Genomic DNA, 22,847 nt, shown 5'->3' with positions numbered 1-22,847 from the left:
TACTCAGGAGTTAAATTAGACTCCTGAATATATTTTCAATTTTCTCTCTATTTAAAATTGCCGGATTATTCTTTAATCTTTCCAAATTACAATTGGATAATACAGCAATATCTTTTTCTAAAATACCAAGATCATTCAGTTTTAAACTCAAACCTATTTGATTCCAAAGATTATCTATTTTCAGAACTCCATCTGTAAGGTTATCTGCGTTAATCAGATTTAAAATCCTCTGAATATCTTCTTTAGCAAAATCACAATTAGCTTTCATAACATGAGTCAATGTAATTGCAACCGCATGTCCGTGTGGCACATCAAATAAAGATGTCATCTTATAAGATAGTGCATGACTTGCTGTGGTCTTGGAAATATTTATGGCTTTTCCAGCCCAATAAGCACCTTCACTGACTTTATCCTTGGCGTGATAATCGTTATCGACAACAGCTTCCTCAAGGTTATTCCAAACCAAGCTAATCGCTTTCTTTGCGTATTCTTTTGATTCTACATTTCCTCCTGTTGCCCACATAGATTCAATGGCTTGACAAAGAGCATCAGCTCCTGTGCAGGCCGTTAGGTAAGCAGGTGTCGAATAAGTAAATTGAGAATCTACAATAACGTATTCAGGTAAAATATATTTGTGTGCGAAGGAGTATTTTTCACCATTAATATACATCACTGCAAAATGGGTTGCTTCACTTCCTGTTCCGGCTGTTGTTGGTATGGCAACAAATGGGTAAGGCTTCTGATCCAATCTATTTGCCTTAATGGTTTCTACCAGATCTTCCTTAACCTTCGATAAACTGTTAATCAACTTTGCGATATCAATGGCACTTCCTCCACCAATGGCAATTGTTAATTCACAGTTCTCCCGCTTGAACAGCTCAATTCCCTTCTCAACATCTTCCAATTTGGGATTCTCCTCAAAATCAGAAAACCTAAAATATGGAGTCCCTTGTAAAAGCGACTCCATTATTTTTTGAGCTCCGGATTTTTCGTACGAGGATTTACCCGTTACCAGAAATACCTTTTTGCCCGAATGTAATTTTAATATCTCCGATAAATTAGAGATACTATCCTTACCAATGTATATATTCTCAATCATTATTTTAAGAAATCCATCAAATTTTCCTTATTCTCAACAGGAGTTGTAGTTGGTCGTCCCAAGTCATTTCTTGCTCCTTTTTTCACTCGAATTTCCAAAATCGAAGGTCCGTCGCTTGCCAGCAATTTAGGTAGTACAGACTCTATAGATTCAATTGAATCAGCAAAAAAGGCTTCTTTATATCCAAAACCTTTAGCTATTTGACCAAAATCAATATCAAATCCAATAGTTGGCTGACCTCCTACTGAATCATGCGATCCATTATTGAAAACAATATGCTTTAGATTCTTGCAATCTGCAGCTGCAATAATTCCAAACGATCCTGTGTGCATAATGATCGCTCCATCGCCATCGAAACAATACACATTTTTAGATGAATGCATAGCTACACCCATTGCAATTTGCGAAGCATGTCCCATAGAACCCACAGTAAGAAAATCTTTCTCGTGTCCGGTATTGTGCTTTTCTCTTATCTCAAAAAGTTCTCTGGAAATCTTACCTGTAGTAGAAACAACAACGGAATCTTCTTCTATCATCTCAACCACTTTTTCGATGGCTTCTTCTCTTTCCGGATAAGTATTTACAGCCTCCTTTGTTGCAAGTTTATAGGTTTCAAAAGTTCCCTTTTTAACCAAAAACACATACGGACTTGAATTCTCCTTACAAGTTGCAATTGCTTTTTTCACTTGTTCATTTGCCTCTGCTGTATCTGCACTCAACACCTCACTAGGAATCTGCATTGCATCAAAAAGATCTTTCGAAACTTTCCCTTGCTTTACATGCTGAGGCTCATCCTTCTTTCCAGGTTCTCCGCGCCATCCAACAAAAAGAATCATTGGAATTTTGTAAACATCCTCATCAGCCAAAGACAATAATGGATTTACAGCATTACCAATTCCTGAATTTTGCATGTATACAACAGGCACTAAACCTGTTGCCAAATGGTAACCACTTGCTAAACCTACCGATGCTCCTTCATTAGAAGCTATAATATGCTTATCTGCTGGATAATTATCGAACATATAAGCAGAAAGTGAAGCCAAAAGAGAATCTGGAACTCCTGTATAGAAGTTCACATCATTGCTCTCCAGATTTTTAAAAAATGATTTTAATTCTATCATTCTAATCTTATTTAGTACCAGGTATCAGTTCTAGAATTTCCTTAATTGGCATGCATTTATCATTCGCATCCGACGAGCGTCCATTAGCTAAAATCGATTTTGCAACATCCATCATTGCTGGATATGAAGCACGTAACATGTGATTTGCATAGATCACCACATTAACTCCAACTTTACTAAATTCTTCTTCTGTAATGTGGTTGAATGTTGATGGTACAACTACAATAGGTGTGTTTTTATTATCTTTTCTGAATCGTTCACAAAACTCAATAATATCTTCTCCAGTTTTCTCTTTACTATGAATCATTACACCATCGGCACCAGCTTTAACATAGGCGTGTGCTCTTTCTAATGCATCTTCAACTGATTTTCCTAAAATTAAAGACTCTACACGAGCAATAACCATAAAATCCTCAGTAACCTGAGCCATTTTTCCAGCTTTAATTTTAGCAGAAAAATCTTCAATTGTATCTTGAGTTTGTGGAACTGCAGTACCGAATAATGAATTCTTTTTAAGACCTGTCTTATCTTCGATAATTACAGCAGAAACACCATGACGCTCCAATGTTCTTACCGTAAATACAAAATGCTCTACTTTTCCACCAGTATCACCATCGTAAATAATCGGCTTGGTTGTACACTCTAAAGTGTCATTCAAACCATGCATACGTGTTGTAATATCAACAGCTTCAATATCCGGCTTTCCTTTTGATGTAGAGTCAGTTAAACTACTTGACCACATGCCATCAAATTCCTGATTCATACCGTTTACACTCACCTTAGCATTCTCAGCAATTAATCCTGTTAAACCACTATGTGATTCCAAAATACGTACCACTGGTTTAGCCTGAATTAATCGACGTAGGCGCTTCATTCTAATTTCAGGTGTAGTCCCAATTGACTTTACCTTCTCGTTTAATTTTGATGAAGAGATTCCTTGCGTATAAGGTACATCGATAACCTTACCATTCCATTCTTTAATCGTGTCGATAACGCGTTGTCTTGTTTCTTGCTGAATTCCCTCTTTCCAATCGTCACCATGAACTACAAAATCAGGCTTAACATTCATCAAATTAGGTACGTAATCAAGAGTATCCTGAGGTATAACTTTTTCAACTCCCTTTAGGTTTTCTACGATCATTTTTCTTTGCTCGTAATCCAAATAAGGTAAACGCTTATAGCTAGCAATTGCCTTATCCGTTAGAACACCAACTGTAACACTTCCCAATTTAGCACCTTCTTTAATAATATTTAAATGCCCTGGATGAATGATGTCGGCACTCATTCCAATGTATACGCTCTTACTCATGTAATATATTTTTTAAATGTTTCACAATTCTATGGGCAACTTTTCCATCAACGTCGCCAACAACTTTTTTAACCAAACTCATTCGCTGGTCAAGCATTTTACTAGGATTCTCTAAATTTTCTTTTAACAGCTCAACCATCTGCTTATCATTATAAGCATTATCACCCACTTCCCAAAGATCAAAATTAAGCAGATCTAATCTGCCATTCAATTTATTAGGCATTAATTTATAATACCATCTCGATTTTACAAATCGATTTACCACTACTGGTTTACCCATCGCTGCAAATTCATAAATGGCAGCTGAAAAATCTGAAACCAGAATATCAGCTACAAGCATAAATGGAATAAGAGAATTTTCCGATAGATCTGCAAAATACACATTATCGTACTTATTCCAATTCTGAATCAATTCAAATTCCTTTATATACCTCTTCCTCATATAAATATAAAAATGAGGTTTAATAAGGATGTTATACTCACTCAGCAATTCAGGAAAGTTTTCAGATATCTTTCTAATTGATGAAGGATAAAAGGTTGGCGCATAAAGAATAGTTTTCTTTTTAGGATCTAAATTGTATTTTTCTTTTAAATCCTGAATCTCTTTTGGATTTTCTTGTAGTAAAGAATCCAATTTAGAATACCCTACTACAACAGTATTATCCCTTTTATCTGGATGAGCCCGAAGAATATTCTCACGAATAAATTCAGTCTCAACAAATCGAATATCAAATTCAGTATGAGTATCTCTTAAATAAACATTTTTACCTCCCCAACAACCATGAAAAATGGATACTGCTTTTTGATAATCTATATTTGTAGGTATTAATGCATTTCCAAATATTAAAAATTTACAAACTAAATCTTCTCTTGGTAATAAGTAATACTCAATGGAACGTTTCTTACAAAAAGCAATAGTGGTTTTATTTTGTTCCTGTATATTTCTTGATTTTTCCTCTGGAATTACAACAGCAAAACTTAAGGAGTTAGCATTCATCTCATCCATAACAGATATGAAATGAGGCAAGTAATAATTATTCTCTAAATAAAATAAAGCAAAAAAAGAATTTAACTGACTCTGCATATCTAGTCTTTTTATAAAATTGAAGATCTTATTTAAAAATTCCGGACTTAGACAATCTAATAAAAAATCCTAAGTTATCCTTTAAAAGTTCTCCCTTATCAACAGCACATGCTAAATCTATTTTAAAAGGAAGTTTCCTTGCAGGTACAGTCACTTCCATGACTCCAGAAAACTGATTTAAACTTGAAGTATACGGACTTGAATAGGTACCATAATTCTTACTGAAAGTAAAATATGTCTTGTATGGCAATCCAAGTAAATGCCCCATAAGACCTATATGAACAGCTTTAAATCTGTTATTTTCAATTACAGTGTGACCATCTTTATATCCTGTTGTAAACAAAGGTGATCCAATTGTTCTTCCATGATGAGTCCAACCCGAGCGATATTCGCTATGGTTAAAATAATTATCTCGTCCTCCAATAATATGGTCTCCTTCCTGAAAAATAGATCCTCCCTGATCAGTTGTATGATAAAATTCAAATAGTGCAGATTGAATTAATGACTTTTCATTCTTATTATTTTTGAAATATAAACCGTACAATCCATCTGGTAAGTTATTCATTCTTTTACCCGACCCATCTTCAAAAACTGTTTGATAGTATGCATTCAAACTAAAATTCTTGTCATTATAATATAAGTCGAAACGATAACTTCCAATGTGATTACCTAAGCGATACTCATCGTTACCAAATGTTCCAGCATCATCCCCTTCTATTTTAAATATTTTCATATATTTTGAAAATGATCCTGAAATATCGCCGTTTATAGGGTGTGTTCCTGCCCACAAGGCATAATGCTCGATACCAGCACTTGCGCTAAATTTATAATCTTTAAATATCCTTAAATAAAAGTTTTTGTGATGTATCCTTGCATTATCAATATATCTATTGTCAGTTGTAATTCCATCAGACAACAAGCCTTTAAACGAAATTAATCCATTGGTATAAGGCACGCCTGTCCAATCTGAAACACTTAATTCATATTTAGGATAGGCGCGTGAATTATTTGAATACATTAAATCTCCATTCGTTGATGATAGTCCATCCTTAAGAATGGAATTGTTTTTCTGTCCGATATATAAATTAAATATTTTCCATTTTAAACCAACATAAGCCTCATCCACTATTAAATTTGATTCATGACCTGAGTACGCAACACCACTTGTTTTCCACATGAAATCAATTTCTCTTTCATTACTGTCGTTATAATCCATCCCAAATGAAATATCTCCCATTATAAATCCTTTGTCTGGAACTCTTCCATTTTTGTTAGAATGTAACCAAAACGGTAAATTTTTATTTGTCCCTACAGCTGATGAAATCCCCACTTCATATTTGGTTTTCTTTTGTGCAAAGATCACAACACAAATCATCATCAAAGAAGCTAATAGAAAGGCTTTCAATTTCATTATTCTAATATTTAAATTTTAAAAGTGAACAAAGATAAGTATTATAATCTGAGATACTCAGAACCTTGTTTAATTTATCATTTTTTTCAAACAAATACTTAAACGAAATGATTCATGTAATATTGAGTAAGAGTGTATTTTTTGTTTTCTTTGCATAAAATCTCAAGTTTATGCAATTAGTTACAATCAACTCACTCATTATGCCAAAGGGAATTTATAATAATTTATCCATAGACAATAATGATATAATCGAATTGATGAATTAATTGATAACGTTCTATTTCCGTTAAAAGAAATAAAATTGTCTATAAGCATAATAAATAAAACATTATAAGAATTATATGAAAATTGTATTATTTTGTGAGCAGAAGTATACCATTTCAATGGTAAAACCAATACATGAACAAGCTATTTTAGAAGGTTGTCATGAAATATTGTGGTATATCCATAAAAATAATATTTCAGAATTTAGTTTGGATGTTCCTTGGACGAATAATATTAATGATATCTATGAATTCTCTCCTGATGCAATTTTTGTTCCATGTAATGTTGTTCCTTATGATTTACCTGGGGTGAAAATTCAAATTTCACATGGGTATGAATGTGGAGAAAAGCGTTATTTTCGAATTCGGGATTATTTTGATTTGTACTTAACCCAAGGACCATATTTTACAGATGGATATAAAAAGGCACTTAAAAACAAACGCAAAGCTGAAGTAGTTGAGACTGGTTGGTCACGAAGAGATGGAATTATTCGAGATTTAAATAAATACGATGATTATAAACAAGATCTTCTTACAAAATACAAGAAAGAAAAAATTGTTTTATATGCTCCAACTTTTCCTCCGTCTATAACTTCTTTGCCTTACTTGCAAGAAGGAATTCAAAAATTCGTTGAAGAACGAGATGATGTTTTGCTAATTCTCAAATTTCACCCTTTAACAGATAAAAAATGGATGAAAGCATATGAGACCATTGCAAACAATAATAAAAATATGCTGTGGATGGCAGATGTGGATATCAACAAATTCTTATTAATTTCGGATGTAATGATTAGCGATTCATCGTCTGTTGTTTTTGAGTTTCTGTTTCTTAATAAGCCAGTAATAACCTTTAACAATGCATCGAAAGTAAAATATTGGCGAAACATTAACAATCCATTACATCTAGCTGATGCTTTTAATAAAGAAATTACCTTGGATGAATTTGCCAATAAACGTAAAGAAGCAATTCTATACTTTGATCCCTATTCTGATGGAAACTCATGTAAGAGAATGTTAACTGCAGCTCAAAATTACATTGATCAATTTGGAGTTCCTGAAAAAAGAAATCTAGGTTATTTCAGAAGAAAAAAATCCTTAAAAAGATTTAAATAATGCGATACGAAATAAATCCTTCCTACAGTCTTCTTAAAGAGAAGATACTTGACATTCCTCGTATATTTGAAAATGAAGGACAAGTGATTCAAGATGGTCGAAATCTAATTAAATCAATAAAAATAGATGATTTAATATTTAATATTAAATCATTTAAAACTCCTAACTTAATCAACAAGTATGCTTATCGTTACTTAAGAAAATCAAAGGCTAAAAGATCTTTTCAATATGGTTCTAAGTTGTTAAAATTAGGAGTTTCAACTCCAGATCCTGTAGCTTATATAGAATACTCTAAACTTGGCGGATTGACTAGAAGTTATTATATCTCAATACAAGCTGAATATGATTACACATTCAGGGAACTAATTGGTCAAAACATTGAAAACATAAACGATGTGTTGATTGAATTCACTAGATTTACATACAACTTCCATAAGCAAGGAATTTATTTCATTGATCATTCTCCAGGGAATACACTAATAAAAGAAAACGATTCTGGTTTTAACTTTTATCTAGTAGATCTTAATCGAACCAAATTTACTTCTATTGATATAGATTTGGGCATAAAAAACTTCTACAGGCTAGGCTCTACTAAAGAAATGGTAGAAGTAATGGCAAAAGAATATGCAAAACTTTGGAATACGGATGAAAATTCTGTTATTGAAAAAATGATGCAACTAACAATGTCTCATAATGAAGCAATTAAGAAAAGAAAAGCCAAAAAGAAGAAAGCATAACTAGATAACTTGCATGCAAAGAGAATTTAATTAATCTCTTTGCATTTTTATGAATTCACGAATAATAATAGGTATAGATCCTGAACAAACATTATCGAAATCAATCTCTGAAAACTTATAAAACTTAAATGCTGAAATATCATCCTTAGCGTGTATTTTATTATAATTTATCACAGAGCATGCAAATGCCAAATCAATTGTAAATACAGAAATTCCGCCAAAAATATATTCATTGGGAAAAGACATAAAGTACTTCATGCTTTTCACATCTAAATTCAACTCTTCCTTAATTTCTCTGGAGACAGCATTTTCTGCAGTTTCCATCACATCTACAAAACCACCTGGCAAATCGAGCATTCCTTTTTGAGGTTCAATAGCTCGTTTGGTGAGAAGAATTTCACCATCATCGTTAACTATTAATGCGGCTACAGCAGCAGCTGAATTTATGTACAAATGAAAATTACAGTTTTCGCAAAGAAATGAGTTATCCTCTCGATATTTAAAATTTGCACTTCCACACTTCGGACAAAAAGCAATAACATTTTCCGGAAGTGTACCTTTATTAACAGGATTCATAAACATTGATTTTTTTGAAGAATAACAAATCTAAAGGAATGATTTCTGTTAACCAACAAACAATATAAATTTTCATTACAATTGTTCCATTTCTTGTTTTCATACTATTAAAAAAAATATTTTGGACTTCTATTAAGCAGGCAATTTTCTTATTTGGATTGAAATCAAACTAGGTAATCTATGCTGCATTTATAGTGATTATTTTAAAAAGTTACTACTTTTAGCAAGAAGCAAGTAACAAATGGGAACGGTCAACCTCATTTTTATTTTATATCCTGACATTAATTTCGGGGTTGTATCTTATTCAAATTGAATGGTCGCTAATTTTAATTGGACAAGATATTCAGACCGCCCATTATGTAAGCAACTAACCCAAATACCATAAACCCAAAAAAGGCAAAACTTCTTTAAAGTTCTGCCTTTTTTACTTTCTAATAACCAATTGCTTTGCTGTCTTTATGCCTGATTGTATCCGCACAACCAATAACATCTCCATTCTCCTGAACGAAAATATTCGCCATCATTCCAATTTTACTCATATCTATAATCACATGCCCCATTTTCTCTAATCTCTCTCGAGTAACATTATCAATTGCATTAGGTTCTATATAGATTTCATCTGGAAGCCATTGAGAATGAATTCTTGGTGCATTTACACATTCCTGAGGAGTCATTTCAAATTCCATTGCATTAATAATATTTTGAAAAACTGATGTGATAATTGTAGATCCTCCAGGAGTACCAAGTACCATTCGCAATTCTCCATCTTTTTCAACTATGGTAGGAGTCATACTACTAAGCATTCTTTTCTCAGGCTGAATCGCATTTGCCATTCCTCCCACTAAACCAAACTGATTCGGAACTCCGGGTTTAATACTAAAATCATCCATTTCATTATTCAACAAAAATCCTGCTCCATCAACCACCACCTTACAACCATAGTTGCCATTCAGTGTTGTGGTGATAGCTATCGCATTCCCAGCTTTATCTGCTATAGAAAAATGTGTGGTTTCAAAACTCTCAATTACATTTACTTCTCCAGCTTTAATTTCCTGAGAATCTGATTTTTTATCTATACTGATATCTGAAAATCTCTCATCCAGATATACATCGCTAATTAATCGGGATGTTGGAACATCATAAAAATCAGGATCACCCAACCATGTTGCTCTATCGGCATACACTCTTCGTTCCAACTCTGTCATAATATGAAAATGCTCCATTGATGCAAATCCATAATTCCTTAATTCAAATTTTTCTGCGCCTTTTAACAATTGAATCAATGCAATTCCACCACTCGAAGGAGGCGGCATTGAAATAATTTTACAATCACGATATTTCCCAACAAGTGCCTCTCGCCAAACGGCTTTATAGTTCTTTAAATCTTCATTTGTAATAATTCCATTTCCATTTTGAATTTCACTTATTAACAACTCCGCAGTTTTACCACCGTAAAACCCCTCTCTTTCATCAAGCTGTATTCGCTTTAAAGTTTCCTTCAATTCTGGTTGCAAAAGAATATCTCCTTTTAAAAACAGAGTATCCTTTACATATCTAATTTCTTTTTTTCCTGAATTCTGTGTTAATATTCTTTCGCGATAATCATTTAACTTATTCGCTTCAAGTTCAGTCAATTTAATTCCATTGCCTGCAAAATCAATAGCTGGTTGCAGTAATTTCTCCCATTGTATGCTTCCATATTTTTTATGCAATTCGCACATTCCATCTACACTACCCGGAACACCAACAGCCAAATGTCCCTTTTGACCAAGGTTTGTAAGCGCATTTCCAGAGCTATCAACATACATATTTTCATATGCGGCTAAGGGAGCCTTTTCGCGAAAATCAAGAGTATTGTATTTTCCATCAGCAGTTCTAATAACTGCAAATCCTCCACCTGCAATGTTGCCAGCTCTAGGGTAAACAACCGCAAGAGCAAACTGAACAGCAACAGCAGCATCAAAAGCATTACCTCCCTGTTTTAAAATATCTGCACCTACTTCCGAAGCCAGAAAATGTGCTGTCACTACCATTCCATCACTGCCTTTGGAAATCGTTTCTTTTTGATCACAAGAAGATTGCCCAATTAACAAGCACAAAATTAACAGTATCGAATATGCTTTTTTCATCATTAAAATTGATTTTTCAGGTTGAATTCCTAAAGATAATACTGTTTACTATGAACATTAAGCTACTTCAAAAAAATAATGTAGAAATAGTCTGATTTATATTGAATAAAAAGAGCTGTTGCAATTGCAACAGCTCTAACTTTTATGAATTATATTTATTAATTAAAAATATAACGTATCCCTATTTGCAATTGCCATTTAGAATTTACCGATACATCATCAATATAAGATTCTTTTAGGTTAGGATCGAATTGTAACCAAGGAATACCATTATTATCCACTCCATTAACAGTTATTGGTCGCGTTGTTGTTGCAAACTGACGAACTCCCCAGTTAGAACTAATCATATTCCCAATATTTAATACATCAATCGAAAATTGCAAGGTGTTTTTCTTTCCTCCTACATCAAAATTATAATCCTGCATAAATCTAAAATCCATTTGACCGTACCATGGCAACATTGCACCATTACGTTCTGCGAACTTGCCTCTTCTGTCTTTCAGATAATCATCCTGACTTATGAATGCATCTAAAGCAATCCATTGTTGAGCTGCATCAGCTGCAGCAATACCATTGCCACTGCCATCAACAATACCAAAATTTATGTCATTAGAATTTCTCGGCACATAAATTAGGTCGTTATTAGCAATAGCATCTCCATTTATATCTCCTGTGTATGAGTAGGAATAACGATTCCCTTTACCTGCTTCGTAGAACATAGCAAAAGAAGAAGCAAATTTTCCATACTTAATTTTATAAAGTGCAGAAGCAATTACTCTATGCTTCAAACCATATCTGGACCATGAATATTCTGGGCTATTAGGATTTCCTACAACCGGATTTCGTTGAAATGCATCAGCTGCAATTTCTGCTGGAATTGATGTTAAATCTTTAGCATTTAAATATGTATAAGCAATATCTGTAGTTAAACCACAATCCCATTTTTTAGCAAGTTTACCCGTTGCTGTGAATTGATATCCTTTACTTGTATTGTCCATTACAATTGCTCCGGCATCTAAAAATGCCTCTGATTCTGCAGAAGCAGAATAAATATTCACCTCATTAAATCCTGCAAATCTAGCTCTATTATCGCCAGTTCCAGACAATTGTCCCGATGGAGGTAACATATTATAATTTCTATGTACCACAGCATTTACATCTTTCGAATAAATACCCTCAACAGTTGCCAACCATCCATCACCAAACTTAACATCCAACGCCAAATTGTTTTTCCAGACTTGTGGGAATTTGAAATCGTCAGCCGTTGCATTTAACTGAAATTCATATCCTGCATCAATTCGTGCATTGGTTGATTGATTGCCTAGCCATACAAAAGGGATACGACCGGTAAAAATACCAGAACCTCCTCTAAGTTGCATTGTATTATCCCCTTTAATATCCCAATTAAAACCAAAACGAGGCGACCACATTAATTTTGAATCTGGCCACTGAGCAGGATCAAGTCTCACAGAATTTCCTTTTTCGTCAACCCAGCCGTCAAAATCACGACCTCTATTAGTTGCTTCATCTTGCGGTATATTATTATAATACTTAGGAAAATCAATACGAAGACCAAAGGTAAGTTTTAAATCATCGTTAAACTGAAATTCATCCTGAGCATAAAAAGCGATCTGTGCAACATCAACATCAGACCATGCAAATGCATTTTGCTGAGCATCCGTCACATCTTGATTCAAATCGTTAGTAGCATTTCCAACAAAGTAAGCAAAGTCATCATTTAAAAAATTCTGGACGCTAAAAGCGTTCACCCAAGGGTAATAAAATAAATTGAATGAATTCTCAAATTTGAATCTTTCATAGTTAAATCCAACTGTAATTGCGTGACGATCTGAATAATACGTTAAATTATCTGAAATCTGAAATACATCCTGATTTAAGCGATTATTAGTAGAGAACATTTCGGAACCTGCCGTTAATGCTACATTACCATTTAAATCCATAATATCAACAACTGGGAATGGCTCGGAATGTGGATTACGCTTATCGCGAAAGGCTGTATATCCAACCAATAATTTATTAGAAATTTTACTAGAGAACATGGAGTGAAGTTCTCCTACAACTGAATGAATTTCATTAAAAATTCGGTAAGATGAATTTTGGAAAGGCAAGCGGAAACTTGTTGGTCCACGACCACCAACAGCCTCTGGATGAGGAAGAATATCCTTCCATGCATCAAGCATATTATAACGTAAAACTAAATTGTGATTTCTAGAAAGATTTGCATCCAGCTTAATCAAAAATTTATCATTAGAGGTTTCATGATTGTATCCCTGATATTTTCCAGGATCGTAGCCCCATCGATTAATTAAATGCTGTTGAACTGCCATTGCATCAGCTTCTGAAACACTTGTTGTATTCGAATTTCCAGTATTTGAACCATTATCTGCAACAAATCCATGAGCCAACTGATCTCTTCTTTCCTGCTCATAGTTAATAAAGAAAAACAGCTTATTTTTTATAATCGGTCCACCAAGACTAATGCCATATTGCTTTGTGCTAAAATCCAGATTCTTAACCTTAAGACCACTCACTTTATCACCAATCATATTTTCGTTTCGAAAATAGTAATAAGTGGATCCTTTAAAATCATTTGTACCCGATTTGGTAACTGCATTTACACCAGCTCCGGTAAACCCTCCCTCTCGAACATCAAAAGGTGCCAAAGATACCTGAATCTGATCAATAGCATCGAGCGAAACCGGCTGTGCATCAGCCTGTCCTCCAGGAGTTGAAACATCAAGACCAAATGAATTATTAAAAATAGAACCGTCAAGAGAAAAGTTGTTATACAAATTGTTTCGTCCACCAAAACTATTGCCATCAGATTCTGGAGTTAATCTAGTCATATCTGACTGACTTCTTGAAATTGTTGGCAAGGCAGCAATTTTCTCTCTATTTACATTAGTTTGAGCTCCCGTTCTATCCTGACTTATTACGTCATTCTTATCGTAAATGACTGTAATTTCATCAATTTGCACATTGTCTTCGTGCAAAATCAGATTAATTTCGGCAGATTTATTTAACTGCAAATAAATATTTTCCTGCTTCGATTCCTTATATCCAATAAAAGTAACGGTAACCGTATAAGGACCTCCAATTTTCATATTTCTAATGTCATAACGTCCATCATCCTGAGTAATGGTTCCATATTGAGTTCCTGTTGGAGTGTGAGTAGCTACCACAGTGGCTGCAAAAACAGGAGTGTTGTTTGGATCTACAATTTTACCACGCATAGACGAGGTAGTAACCCCTTGTGAAAAAGCATCAGGCATTAAAAATGCCACAATTGCAAAGAGCAACAATAATTTAAATTTGTTCATAGTATAAAGATTAGATTATAATTAGGTGATATTAAAATACAAAAAAAACAAAAACAAACCCGCACTCCACCATTTCGATATTACTTACTACCAACACCTTACCATCATAATCAAACACTACTACTGTTAACCTATATTGAATTCAACAGAAATTACATATCCTCACAAGCTTTAAAAAGCAGTACTCACACAACTTATTGTTTATCATACTTTTACAATTCATATCTTTACTTATAATAAATTGTTTTTTACTAATCAGTTGGATAAAAAATTTGTTCTAATTTTTTGAAGAAGATTACAGAATTGCGAAAAAATTATAATTTCACGCAAGAATAAGTTATAATACCTATAACCCCACAACAAATGGAAAAGATAAACCAATTCATCAACTATCCTTTAATTACCTCAAAATCAATCAATATTAATCTTTATCATCTATTGATAATAATTGCGTTGCTTTTTACCACTATTTTTATTCTTAGGCTAATTAAAAGGATCTTTAAAAGATTAGTGGATGAAGATAAAATTGATCAGGGAAGTGGAACATCAATTTATCTAATCATTAAATACATAACATGGGTCTGTATTATTGCCTTTAGCCTTGATACTATTGGGGTTAAACTTACCTTGCTTATTGCGAGTTCGGCTGCCCTACTTGTAGGTGTTGGTTTAGGTATCCAACAAATCTTTCATGATATTGCTTCCGGCATCATCTTACTTTTTGAAAGAAATCTTAAAGTGAATGATATTATTGAGTTAGAAAACGAGATTGTAGGAAAAGTTGCAGAAATTGGTCTTAGAACTTCAAAAATTCTGACACGTGATAACATTATCATGATTATACCTAACTCGAAATTAATTAGTGACAACGTAATTAATTGGAGTCACAATGAAACCATAACCCGGTTTAATGTACAAGTAGGTGTTGCTTATGGATCAAATGTAGAAATGGTTGAAAAGGTGCTTTTGAAAGTAGCAGAAGAACATCCGGATATAGCTAAGAAAAGAAAACCATTTGTTCGATTTATCAATTTTGGAGATTCCTCTCTCGATTTTAAATTGTTTTTCTGGTCGAAAAAAAGCTTCATGGTTGAATTTATAAAAAGTGATTTGCGATTTGCAATCAATAAGGAATTTGAAAAAAATAACATCACCATACCTTTTCCACAAAGAGATGTTCACATCAAAAATAATTAGGGCAATTAAAAAGGGTATCCTAATTGGATACCCTTCATTAATAAAGTGAAATCTTCTTACTCACTCCATATTTTACTTTCCTGATCGATATACCAAATCTTTCCTGATTTTCCCTTACCAAAAGCAATAAACTGTTTCGATGTTGTTTCGATGGTTATTCCATTAAAATTTAAGCTATTTGAATAAATAAAATTCTTAGAATAGTATTGTTTTTGTTGATTGTACACTTTCATCAGTTCCATTTTTAAAGGATAATCCAAATCCTTTTTAGGCAACAAATTTCCTTTAACTTTTTCAGAAAACTCAACAAATGCCCATGTTTCAGGTTGGTGCATAGCTATCACACCTTGAGGAGACCAAACCCAATTGCTTTCAGGAAATGCTTTATTCGTTTTAGGGTTAATCTTTTTCTTGTATTTTCCATCCTTTACTTTCATTTTCCAATTGACTCTTGAAAAATTCACTCTCCATTGCTCACCATCTTTTGGCTTTCTTCCTTCAGGAGCACATTCCTTTAAAACCTGCCAAGGAAAAGCAATTTCCAGAGTCCATTTTTCATCCTCATCATTCGGATTGTTTAATGTACCATAAATCTTAACTGCCGATTTTAACCCCTGTATATCCCAGGCATTTATTGCTGGAGCTCCATCGCGATATGGTTTTGCAATTAACAAATCCCACACCGTATTTAAAGCATTCATTTCAAATTCATAATACCTATGATTATCTCCTTGTGGATCAATAAACACCTCAAAATCATTATCATAGAAGATTACCGTATCACGCTGTTTGAGTTTTGCACAAATATGTGGCTCTTCAATTTCCGCTGCTACATAAAAATAATTCTCATCCCATAGCATTTTGGCGCGAGTCTTATATTCAGGTTTAGGTTTCTTATCACCTTCTATATCTACAAAATAATTAGTCCATGGAGCGTTCTCCCATTCCTGTTCGCCAATAACTCCATCAACATTTATCGATTCCGCTGATTTGTAACACATGTACGACTCAGGATAAGATTGAGCAAACAAATTCCCAAAGCAATATATTGCGATTAGTACCGTAAGTAATTTCTTCATTTTATTTAAAGATTGTTTGAGTTTCTATTTGGCTAATCTAATGATAAAATTTTGTAATATTTCACTCTAAAACCCTCGTAAGATGGGAGAAATACGAAGAAATTCTTTGGAAACATACTACTAAACAGGTTTAGTTCCTACCTAAATAATTTAATAATTAATTGTATTGTTTTAATTTTAAAAGCTAATTCAAAATTCAACTATCATGCTTGATATATTATTTAAGAGAAGAAGCGTAAGAAGATATACTAACACATCCATCGATCAGGATAAAATAGACAGAATACTAAAAGCCGGACTATTGGCTCCATCATCAAAAAGTAAATATCCCTGGGAATTTATTTTATGCAATAAGCCAGAACTTAATCAGAAACTTTCGGAATGTAAACCCCATGGCGCAAGTTTTCTTAAACACGCCCCAGTATCAATAGTGATTACCGGGGATGAGTCGTTAAGTGATGTATGGATAGAAGATTGCTCTATTGCAGCTGGATTCATGCTATTGCAAGCAGAAAAAGAAGATATTGGAGCATGCTGGATTCAAGTAAGAGAACGTCCGCACAATGATTCAATAAGTGCTGAGGAATACATTAAAAATCTTTTAGAGATTCCTAAATCGCAACGAATTTTAGCAATTATAGCCTTAGGCAATAAAGAAGGAACTAAAGATGGGCGGGAAGAATCATTCCTCAAGAAAGATAAAATTCACATTAATAAATTTTAAAATAAAACGGAAACTCAAAAGGTTTCCGTTTTATTTTTCTCTCAAAATTAGTAACTTTTGCCTTCTTTAGTAATTATATCAACGAAAGTGTAAATACAGTACTCTTTTAGCTTATTCAAATTCATATTGTCCCATGATACGAACAAGGTGGTTTTTAATATTTTTGCTCGCTCAATTGTTCATTCTGTCATGTGCTCCGAAAAATGAAGATATTTTAACCACAAAAGAAAAAGAATGGTTAAAAAAACATCCAAATATTAAGATTGCTGTAAGTACAACATTTGCTCCATTTCAATATCTTGATAAAAACAATAAATCAATTGGTATATCTGTTGATATTCTAAATCAGATAGAAGAAAATATCAATTATCAATTTGATAAAATCTATTTCGACAATTGGTCTAACATACTAGAAGCTGGTAAAGCTGGCAAAGTAGATGCAATACTAGAAATTCAGGAGACAATGGATAGGAGGAAGTATTTTCATTTTACACATCCATTTATCACTCTTCCCCACTCCATTCTAATGAGAGATGATGCAGAAGATCATATTTCTTTAGATGAAATGGAAAATCTCAAAATTGGTGTTGTTCAAAACTACGCGGTTCATGAGCATATAAAACTTCTTTATCCTGAACTAAAATTGGTTGAATTAGCAGATGACTTGACCTGCCTTAGAGAGTTATATTCTAAAAATATCGATGCTGTCATCACCCAACAAGGATATGCTATTTACCTAATTCACAAAGAAATAATTCCCAACCTTAAAATAGTTGGTGATGTGGGGTATGATAATATTTTGGGCATAGGATCCAGAAAGGATTGGCCTATTTTAACCAGAATATTGGATAAAGGTCTTGCACAAATAACTCCTAAAGAACAAAATGCAATTTACAATCAGTATATACCTATACAAGTACGTCCATTTTGGCAAAAAGCTGTATTTTGGATTGTACTTTTTTCAGTAATGCTTGGTTTAGTACTAAGTACATTAGTAGTTTCTATCTGGAACAAAACGCTCAGAAAAAGAGTAAGTTTAAAAACCAAGGAATTAACCGAAGCGAAAAATAAAGCAGAAGAAAGCAATCAATTAAAAAGCTCTTTTCTAGCCAACATGTCTCACGAAATCAGAACTCCTTTAAATGCAATTCAAGGGTTTTCAGAACTTATAAGTTCCAAAGATTTAGATCTGACAAAAAAGGAAAAATTTGCCAATATCATAAATACCAACTGTCAATCCTTAACTCATTTAATTGATGAAATATTAGATTTATCAAAAATTGAATCGGGTCAGATAAAACTAATTGATCAGAAATTTGAACTTATCACATCCATAAATGAGATAATAAGCATACAACAACAAAACATTCCTTCGCACAAAAAGATTATCATTCAGTTTGTAAATCAGTTACAGTCTGAATCCTTCCATTTGATATCTGACCCTTTTCGGTTTAAACAGGTTTTAAATAACCTGATTGAAAATGGCATTAAATTTACCGAAAACGGATACATTCGGATTTATGCTAGTTTCAACAGTAATTCAGAAGTAATATTTTGTGTGGAGGACTCAGGAATTGGTATAGAGGAATCGGCCCTTAATTTTATTTTTGACCGATTCCGTAAGATCGAAATTGACAATACAGTTCTTTACCGAGGATCGGGACTTGGCTTAAATATTTGCAAAAAATTACTTCGTTTAATGGATGGTCAAATTTGGGTTAAATCGACACCTGGCAAAGGATCTGCATTCTACTTTACCCTTCCAATTAAGCAAGAAACTAAATGGCGTGACGCTGTTTCAGCAAATTAACCACCTCTTCCAGAGTATATCCTTTTGCAGATAATAAAACCAAATAGTGAAACATTAAATCGGCGGCTTCTCCCATAAATAAATCTTTATTGTCATCCTTGGCTTCAATCACCAATTCAACAGCTTCCTCTCCTACCTTTTGTGCAATTTTATTCATTCCTTTTTGAAACAAACTTGCCGTATACGATTTCTCTGATTGATTTTTCTTTCTTTCGGCAATAACCTGCTGCAATTGCAAAAGAAAATCAATTGAACTAGCCTTATTCTCCTCATCCCAACATGTATCAGTTCCTTTATGACAAACCGGACCTATCGGATCCACTTTTATCAAAAGAGTATCATTATCACAATCCAAGCTCAGATCTTTCAAACCTAAAAAGTTACCACTTTCTTCCCCTTTCGTCCATAATCTCTGTTTACTACGACTGTAAAACGTCACTTTTCCACTTTCAATGGTTTTCTGGTAGGACTCCTTATTCATATATCCTAACATTAAAACCTTTTGTGTTTTCACATCTTGTATAATTGCAGGAACTAGTCCATCTCCTTTATTAAAATCAATTTGATTTGTTAGATCTTTAAAATTCATATGTTTACTCTTATTGTGGTTAAATTATATTCTTGTTGGTATTCCTTTATTTTTCAGATATTTCTTCAATTCTGGGATTTCAATTTCCTTAAAATGGAAAACACTTGCCGCCAAGGCCGCGTCTGCTTTTCCATGAATAAAGGTATCAGCAAAATGTTCCATATTACCTGCTCCACCCGAAGCAATAACTGGTATGTTTACCATTTCGGATATTTTTGCCAAAGTTTCATTAGCAAATCCATTTTTGGTTCCATCGTGGTTCATAGAAGTGAACAAAATCTCTCCTGCACCTAGTTTTTCTACTTTCAAAATCCATTCAAACAAATCAATTCCTGTGGCAAGTCTTCCTCCATTTAAATACACTTCCCAATTGCCATCAACACATTTCGCATCCACCGCCAAAACAACACATTGGCTTCCAAAACGTAATGCCAAATCGGAAATTAACTTCGGATTACGAACTGCCGAAGAATTAATCGAAACCTTATCAGCTCCAGCATTCAATAGCATTTCAACATCTTCGGGTGTAGAAATTCCACCTCCAACAGTAAAAGGAATATTTAGTTCTTTAGCCACTTTCTGAACCAAATCAACTAAGGTTTTTCTTTTTTCATGTGTAGCCGTAATATCCAGAAACACCAACTCATCAGCACCTTGCTCTGCATAAAAAGCCGCCAGTTCAACGGCATCTCCTGCATCTCTCAAATCAACAAAGTTCACACCTTTAACAGTTCTCCCATCTTTTACATCCAAACATGGAATTATTCTTTTCGATAGCATAATTACAGTATAAATTCACGAACTAATTCCTTCATATCTATACGTTTTTCATAAATAGCTTTGCCGATTATAACACCCCAACAGCCAATTTCATTCAAAACTCGCACATCACTAACATCTCCCACTCCACCACTGGCAATCAGCTCCAAATCAGGAAATTCCTGCATTATACCATTGTATAATTCAACGGCCGGACCTTGCAACATTCCATCTTTTGAAATATCAGTGCAGATAATGGTTTTTACTCCTTTTTTCTGATACTTCTCTAAAAATTGATACAAGTGATAATCCGAATCTTCCTGCCATCCTGAAATTGAAACCATCTCGTTTCGAACATCAGCACCCAAAATGATTTTATCAGCTCCATATTTTTCCAACCAAGCTTCAAATAATTCCGGATTTGATACAGCAATACTTCCACCTGTAACCTGTGCAGCTCCAGATTCAAAAGCCAATTCAATATCCTGATCAGACTTTACTCCTCCTCCAAAATCAATTTTCAGATTTGTTCCCGAAGAAACTCGCTCTAATACTTTCGAATTGCAAATGTGTCCCGACTTTGCACCTTCTAAATCAACCAAATGCAAACGTGTAATTCCTAAATCCTCAAACTCTTTAGCTACTTGAAAAGGATCTTCACTATACACTTTTTCAGTGTTATAGTCTCCCTTAGTTAACCGAACACAACGACCTTTTATGGTATCAATGGCTGGTATAATTTTTATTCTAGACATTTGTTTCATTATAAATTGATAAAATTCTCAATAATTCTTACGCCCACATCTCCCGATTTTTCAGGATGAAATTGGCAAGCATAGAAATTATCCTTCTGCAATGCAGCGCTAAATGGCAGAATGTATTCACATTGAGCTGCTGTCGCTTCTATAATAGGCACGTAATAAGAATGTACAAAATAAACAGACTGATCACTTGTAATTCCCTTGCACAGTTCACCACTTAAATCAGTTAACTGGTTCCACCCCATGTGTGGTACTTTACGTTCATTTGTAAATCGCTTTACCTGAACAGGAAAAATCCCCAAAGAACTTGTCTCTCCTTCTTCAGAACTTTCGCACATCAACTGCATACCCAGGCAAATTCCTAAAACAGGTTGTTTTAAATCCGGAATCAATTTATCCAATCCACTTTTACGAAGTGAATTCATTGCCCAGGAAGCTTCTCCAACACCAGGAAAAATAACTTTATCAGCATTTAGAATCACTTTCTCATCTTTCGAAACAATTGGGGTAACTCCTAATCTCTCAAAAGCATATTTTACCGATTGAATATTTCCGGCTTCATAATCAATAATTACAATATCTTGCTTTTTCATACACTACAGTTTCCCTTTAGTAGATGGCAATTGCAAACAGTTTACATCTCTTCTTATTGCCATTCGAATTGCTCGCGCTAATGCCTTAAAAATTCCCTCAATCTTATGATGTTCGTTAGTTCCTTCAGCTTTAATGTTCAAATTGCACTGCGCTCCATCGGTAAAAGATTTGAAAAAATGGTAGAACATTTCCGTTGGCATTCCTCCAATCATTTCCCGATTAAACTCTGCTTCCCAAACCAACCAGTTTCTTCCGCCAAAATCAATTGCAACTTGTGCAAAACAATCATCCATTGGCAAAGAAAAACCATATCGATCCAAACCTAACTTATTTCCTAATGCTTTCTTGAAAGCTTCGCCCAAAGCTATTGCTGTATCCTCAATAGTATGATGTTCATCAACTTCCAAATCTCCATTCACCACCACCTTTAAGTCGATTCCTGCATGTTTGGCTATTTGATCGAGCATGTGATCGAAAAAGCCAATTCCCGTATCAAACTCACCATTTCCTTTTCCATCCAAATCTAAATAAATGCTGATTTGAGTTTCCTTGGTATCCCTATTTATCTTAGCGGTCCTCTGATCTAACCTTAAGTACTCAAAAATCTTTTCCCAACTTTCTGTTTTAAGAGCCACAAATGTTTCAAGATCATTTTTCGATTCAGATAGTTCATCGTCACCAATATCTCCACTTGCTGTGATAAAAATTGCGTTCGCATTTAAATTCTTTGCCAGTTCAACATCTGTCCATCTATCTCCTATCACAAAAGAATTTTCCAAATCATACTCTACAGAGAAATATTTGGTCAGTAATCCTGTACCTGGCTTACGTGTTGGAGCATTTTCTTCAGGAAAAGTTCTATCAATGCAAACATCTGTAAATTCAATTCCTTCATTTAAAAATGTTTTCATCATTTTATTGTGAGGAGACCAAAATGTATCTTCCGGATATGATGCTGTTCCTAAGCCATCCTGATTGGTAATCATCACCAATTCATAATCTAGTTGATCAGCAATTTTTGAAAGATTTCGAATCACTCCGGGATAAAACTCAAGTTTTTCTAGACTATCCACCTGATAATCCAAAGGCGGCTCAAGAATTAAGGTTCCATCTCTATCTATAAAAAGCACTTTCTTTTTTGTTGTCATATC

Annotated in this window: 19 protein-coding genes; 5 read left to right on the top strand and 14 right to left on the bottom strand. The window is 33.9% G+C overall.

The window, feature by feature from the left end; all coding sequences use genetic code 11:
• Nucleotides 1-10: 10 nt before the first annotated feature.
• From GCQ56_RS05735 to GCQ56_RS05715, 5 genes are read right to left on the bottom strand one after another with little or no spacing between them, the layout of a single operon-like run.
• Nucleotides 11-1,099 carry a phosphonoacetaldehyde reductase gene (locus GCQ56_RS05735; RefSeq protein ID WP_152733459.1) on the bottom strand — a complete coding sequence of 363 codons (1,089 nt, stop codon included), beginning with the start codon at nt 1,097-1,099 and terminating at the stop codon, nt 11-13.
• A complete protein-coding gene (aepY, locus tag GCQ56_RS05730) occupies nt 1,099-2,220 on the bottom strand; it encodes a phosphonopyruvate decarboxylase (protein WP_152733458.1) in 1,122 nt (373 codons plus the stop codon). Before aepY ends, GCQ56_RS05735 begins: the two co-directional genes overlap by 1 nt.
• 7 nt (nt 2,221-2,227) lie before the next feature.
• Entirely contained in the window at nt 2,228-3,529 is a 1,302-nt protein-coding gene (gene aepX / locus GCQ56_RS05725; protein ID WP_152733457.1) for a phosphoenolpyruvate mutase, read from the bottom strand.
• On the bottom strand, nt 3,522-4,613 hold the full coding sequence (locus GCQ56_RS05720; RefSeq protein ID WP_152733456.1) for a CDP-glycerol glycerophosphotransferase family protein: 1,092 nt from the start codon (nt 4,611-4,613) through the stop codon (nt 3,522-3,524). Before GCQ56_RS05720 ends, aepX begins: the two co-directional genes overlap by 8 nt.
• Before the next feature lie 28 nt (nt 4,614-4,641).
• The gene (locus GCQ56_RS05715) at nt 4,642-6,024 is read right to left on the bottom strand and encodes a capsule assembly Wzi family protein (RefSeq protein ID WP_152733455.1); all 1,383 of its coding nucleotides are present in this window, start codon (nt 6,022-6,024) and stop codon (nt 4,642-4,644) included.
• Between the two features lie 341 nt (nt 6,025-6,365).
• Between GCQ56_RS05715 and GCQ56_RS05710 the strand changes: the two genes are divergently transcribed.
• Nucleotides 6,366-7,400: a CDP-glycerol glycerophosphotransferase family protein gene (locus tag GCQ56_RS05710; protein WP_152733454.1), complete on the top strand. Its 1,035-nt coding sequence runs from the start codon at nt 6,366-6,368 to the stop codon at nt 7,398-7,400.
• On the top strand, nt 7,400-8,137 hold the full coding sequence (locus GCQ56_RS05705) for a hypothetical protein (RefSeq protein WP_152733453.1): 738 nt from the start codon (nt 7,400-7,402) through the stop codon (nt 8,135-8,137). The genes GCQ56_RS05710 and GCQ56_RS05705 overlap by 1 nt, the downstream gene beginning before the upstream one ends.
• Before the next feature lie 30 nt (nt 8,138-8,167).
• On the opposite strand, the gene GCQ56_RS05700 is transcribed toward GCQ56_RS05705, so the two are convergent.
• The 3 genes from GCQ56_RS05700 to GCQ56_RS05690 form a co-directional block, all read right to left on the bottom strand.
• Nucleotides 8,168-8,713, bottom strand: coding sequence for an NUDIX domain-containing protein (locus GCQ56_RS05700; protein ID WP_152733452.1), 546 nt, complete (start codon nt 8,711-8,713; stop codon nt 8,168-8,170).
• Between the two features lie 431 nt (nt 8,714-9,144).
• Nucleotides 9,145-10,845 (bottom strand): gamma-glutamyltransferase, encoded by a 1,701-nt coding sequence (gene ggt / locus GCQ56_RS05695; RefSeq protein ID WP_152733451.1) that lies wholly within the window; start codon nt 10,843-10,845, stop codon nt 9,145-9,147.
• A gap of 155 nt (nt 10,846-11,000) precedes the next feature.
• Complete coding sequence (locus tag GCQ56_RS05690; RefSeq protein WP_152733450.1) at nt 11,001-14,183, bottom strand: carboxypeptidase regulatory-like domain-containing protein; 3,183 nt, start codon at nt 14,181-14,183, stop codon at nt 11,001-11,003.
• 363 nt (nt 14,184-14,546) lie between these two features.
• Here GCQ56_RS05690 and GCQ56_RS05685 point away from each other — a divergent pair, with 363 nt between their 5' ends.
• The gene (locus tag GCQ56_RS05685) at nt 14,547-15,380 is read left to right on the top strand and encodes a mechanosensitive ion channel family protein (RefSeq protein ID WP_152733449.1); all 834 of its coding nucleotides are present in this window, start codon (nt 14,547-14,549) and stop codon (nt 15,378-15,380) included.
• Nucleotides 15,381-15,436: 56 nt separating this feature from the next.
• On the opposite strand, the gene GCQ56_RS05680 is transcribed toward GCQ56_RS05685, so the two are convergent.
• Nucleotides 15,437-16,459 carry a carbohydrate-binding family 9-like protein gene (locus tag GCQ56_RS05680; protein ID WP_152733448.1) on the bottom strand — a complete coding sequence of 341 codons (1,023 nt, stop codon included), beginning with the start codon at nt 16,457-16,459 and terminating at the stop codon, nt 15,437-15,439.
• Between the two features lie 205 nt (nt 16,460-16,664).
• Between GCQ56_RS05680 and GCQ56_RS05675 the strand changes: the two genes are divergently transcribed.
• Both GCQ56_RS05675 and GCQ56_RS05670 read left to right on the top strand, forming a co-directional pair.
• Nucleotides 16,665-17,183: a nitroreductase family protein gene (locus GCQ56_RS05675; RefSeq protein ID WP_152733447.1), complete on the top strand. Its 519-nt coding sequence runs from the start codon at nt 16,665-16,667 to the stop codon at nt 17,181-17,183.
• A gap of 133 nt (nt 17,184-17,316) precedes the next feature.
• Nucleotides 17,317-18,993 (top strand): ATP-binding protein, encoded by a 1,677-nt coding sequence (locus GCQ56_RS05670; protein WP_152733446.1) that lies wholly within the window; start codon nt 17,317-17,319, stop codon nt 18,991-18,993.
• Here the strand turns inward: GCQ56_RS05670 and hisIE are convergent.
• The 5 genes from hisIE to hisB are packed head-to-tail and all read right to left on the bottom strand — an operon-like array spanning nt 18,962 to nt 22,844.
• Nucleotides 18,962-19,582 carry a bifunctional phosphoribosyl-AMP cyclohydrolase/phosphoribosyl-ATP diphosphatase HisIE gene (hisIE, locus tag GCQ56_RS05665; protein ID WP_152733445.1) on the bottom strand — a complete coding sequence of 207 codons (621 nt, stop codon included), beginning with the start codon at nt 19,580-19,582 and terminating at the stop codon, nt 18,962-18,964. The genes GCQ56_RS05670 and hisIE overlap by 32 nt on opposite strands.
• 24 nt (nt 19,583-19,606) lie before the next feature.
• Nucleotides 19,607-20,362 (bottom strand): imidazole glycerol phosphate synthase subunit HisF, encoded by a 756-nt coding sequence (gene hisF, locus GCQ56_RS05660; RefSeq protein ID WP_152733444.1) that lies wholly within the window; start codon nt 20,360-20,362, stop codon nt 19,607-19,609.
• 2 nt (nt 20,363-20,364) lie between these two features.
• Nucleotides 20,365-21,096: a 1-(5-phosphoribosyl)-5-[(5-phosphoribosylamino)methylideneamino]imidazole-4-carboxamide isomerase gene (hisA, locus tag GCQ56_RS05655; RefSeq protein ID WP_152733443.1), complete on the bottom strand. Its 732-nt coding sequence runs from the start codon at nt 21,094-21,096 to the stop codon at nt 20,365-20,367.
• 8 nt (nt 21,097-21,104) lie between these two features.
• The gene (gene hisH, locus GCQ56_RS05650) at nt 21,105-21,695 is read right to left on the bottom strand and encodes an imidazole glycerol phosphate synthase subunit HisH (RefSeq protein ID WP_152733442.1); all 591 of its coding nucleotides are present in this window, start codon (nt 21,693-21,695) and stop codon (nt 21,105-21,107) included.
• Between the two features lie 3 nt (nt 21,696-21,698).
• Nucleotides 21,699-22,844, bottom strand: a complete 1,146-nt coding sequence (hisB, locus tag GCQ56_RS05645) for a bifunctional histidinol-phosphatase/imidazoleglycerol-phosphate dehydratase HisB (RefSeq protein ID WP_152733441.1) — start codon at nt 22,842-22,844, stop codon at nt 21,699-21,701.
• Between the last annotated feature and the right edge of the window lie 3 nt (nt 22,845-22,847).

Source organism: Marinifilum sp. N1E240, assembly GCF_009295825.1.
GTDB lineage: Bacteria > Bacteroidota > Bacteroidia > Bacteroidales > Marinifilaceae > Marinifilum_A > Marinifilum_A sediminis.
Note: the sequence above shows the minus strand (reverse complement) of the source record. Positions and strands in the feature narration are given on the sequence as shown.

Bases quoted from the DNA above. Each gene is read 5' to 3' on its own strand.
- ggt (WP_152733451.1), bottom strand. From the start codon at position 10,845: ATGATGAAAAAAGCATATTCGATACTGTTAATTTTGTGCTTGTTAATT.
- GCQ56_RS05675 (WP_152733447.1), top strand. From the start codon at position 16,665: ATGCTTGATATATTATTTAAGAGAAGAAGCGTAAGAAGATATACTAAC.
- hisF (WP_152733444.1), bottom strand. From the start codon at position 20,362: ATGCTATCGAAAAGAATAATTCCATGTTTGGATGTAAAAGATGGGAGA.
- hisB (WP_152733441.1), bottom strand. From the start codon at position 22,844: ATGACAACAAAAAAGAAAGTGCTTTTTATAGATAGAGATGGAACCTTA.
- aepX (WP_152733457.1), bottom strand. From the start codon at position 3,529: ATGAGTAAGAGCGTATACATTGGAATGAGTGCCGACATCATTCATCCA.
- GCQ56_RS05735 (WP_152733459.1), bottom strand. From the start codon at position 1,099: ATGATTGAGAATATATACATTGGTAAGGATAGTATCTCTAATTTATCG.
- aepY (WP_152733458.1), bottom strand. From the start codon at position 2,220: ATGATAGAATTAAAATCATTTTTTAAAAATCTGGAGAGCAATGATGTG.
- hisA (WP_152733443.1), bottom strand. From the start codon at position 21,096: ATGTCTAGAATAAAAATTATACCAGCCATTGATACCATAAAAGGTCGT.
- GCQ56_RS05710 (WP_152733454.1), top strand. From the start codon at position 6,366: ATGAAAATTGTATTATTTTGTGAGCAGAAGTATACCATTTCAATGGTA.
- hisH (WP_152733442.1), bottom strand. From the start codon at position 21,695: ATGAAAAAGCAAGATATTGTAATTATTGATTATGAAGCCGGAAATATT.
- GCQ56_RS05715 (WP_152733455.1), bottom strand. From the start codon at position 6,024: ATGAAATTGAAAGCCTTTCTATTAGCTTCTTTGATGATGATTTGTGTT.
- hisIE (WP_152733445.1), bottom strand. From the start codon at position 19,582: ATGAATTTTAAAGATCTAACAAATCAAATTGATTTTAATAAAGGAGAT.
- GCQ56_RS05690 (WP_152733450.1), bottom strand. From the start codon at position 14,183: ATGAACAAATTTAAATTATTGTTGCTCTTTGCAATTGTGGCATTTTTA.
- GCQ56_RS05680 (WP_152733448.1), bottom strand. From the start codon at position 16,459: ATGAAGAAATTACTTACGGTACTAATCGCAATATATTGCTTTGGGAAT.
- GCQ56_RS05670 (WP_152733446.1), top strand. From the start codon at position 17,317: ATGATACGAACAAGGTGGTTTTTAATATTTTTGCTCGCTCAATTGTTC.
- GCQ56_RS05685 (WP_152733449.1), top strand. From the start codon at position 14,547: ATGGAAAAGATAAACCAATTCATCAACTATCCTTTAATTACCTCAAAA.
- GCQ56_RS05700 (WP_152733452.1), bottom strand. From the start codon at position 8,713: ATGAATCCTGTTAATAAAGGTACACTTCCGGAAAATGTTATTGCTTTT.
- GCQ56_RS05705 (WP_152733453.1), top strand. From the start codon at position 7,400: ATGCGATACGAAATAAATCCTTCCTACAGTCTTCTTAAAGAGAAGATA.
- GCQ56_RS05720 (WP_152733456.1), bottom strand. From the start codon at position 4,613: ATGCAGAGTCAGTTAAATTCTTTTTTTGCTTTATTTTATTTAGAGAAT.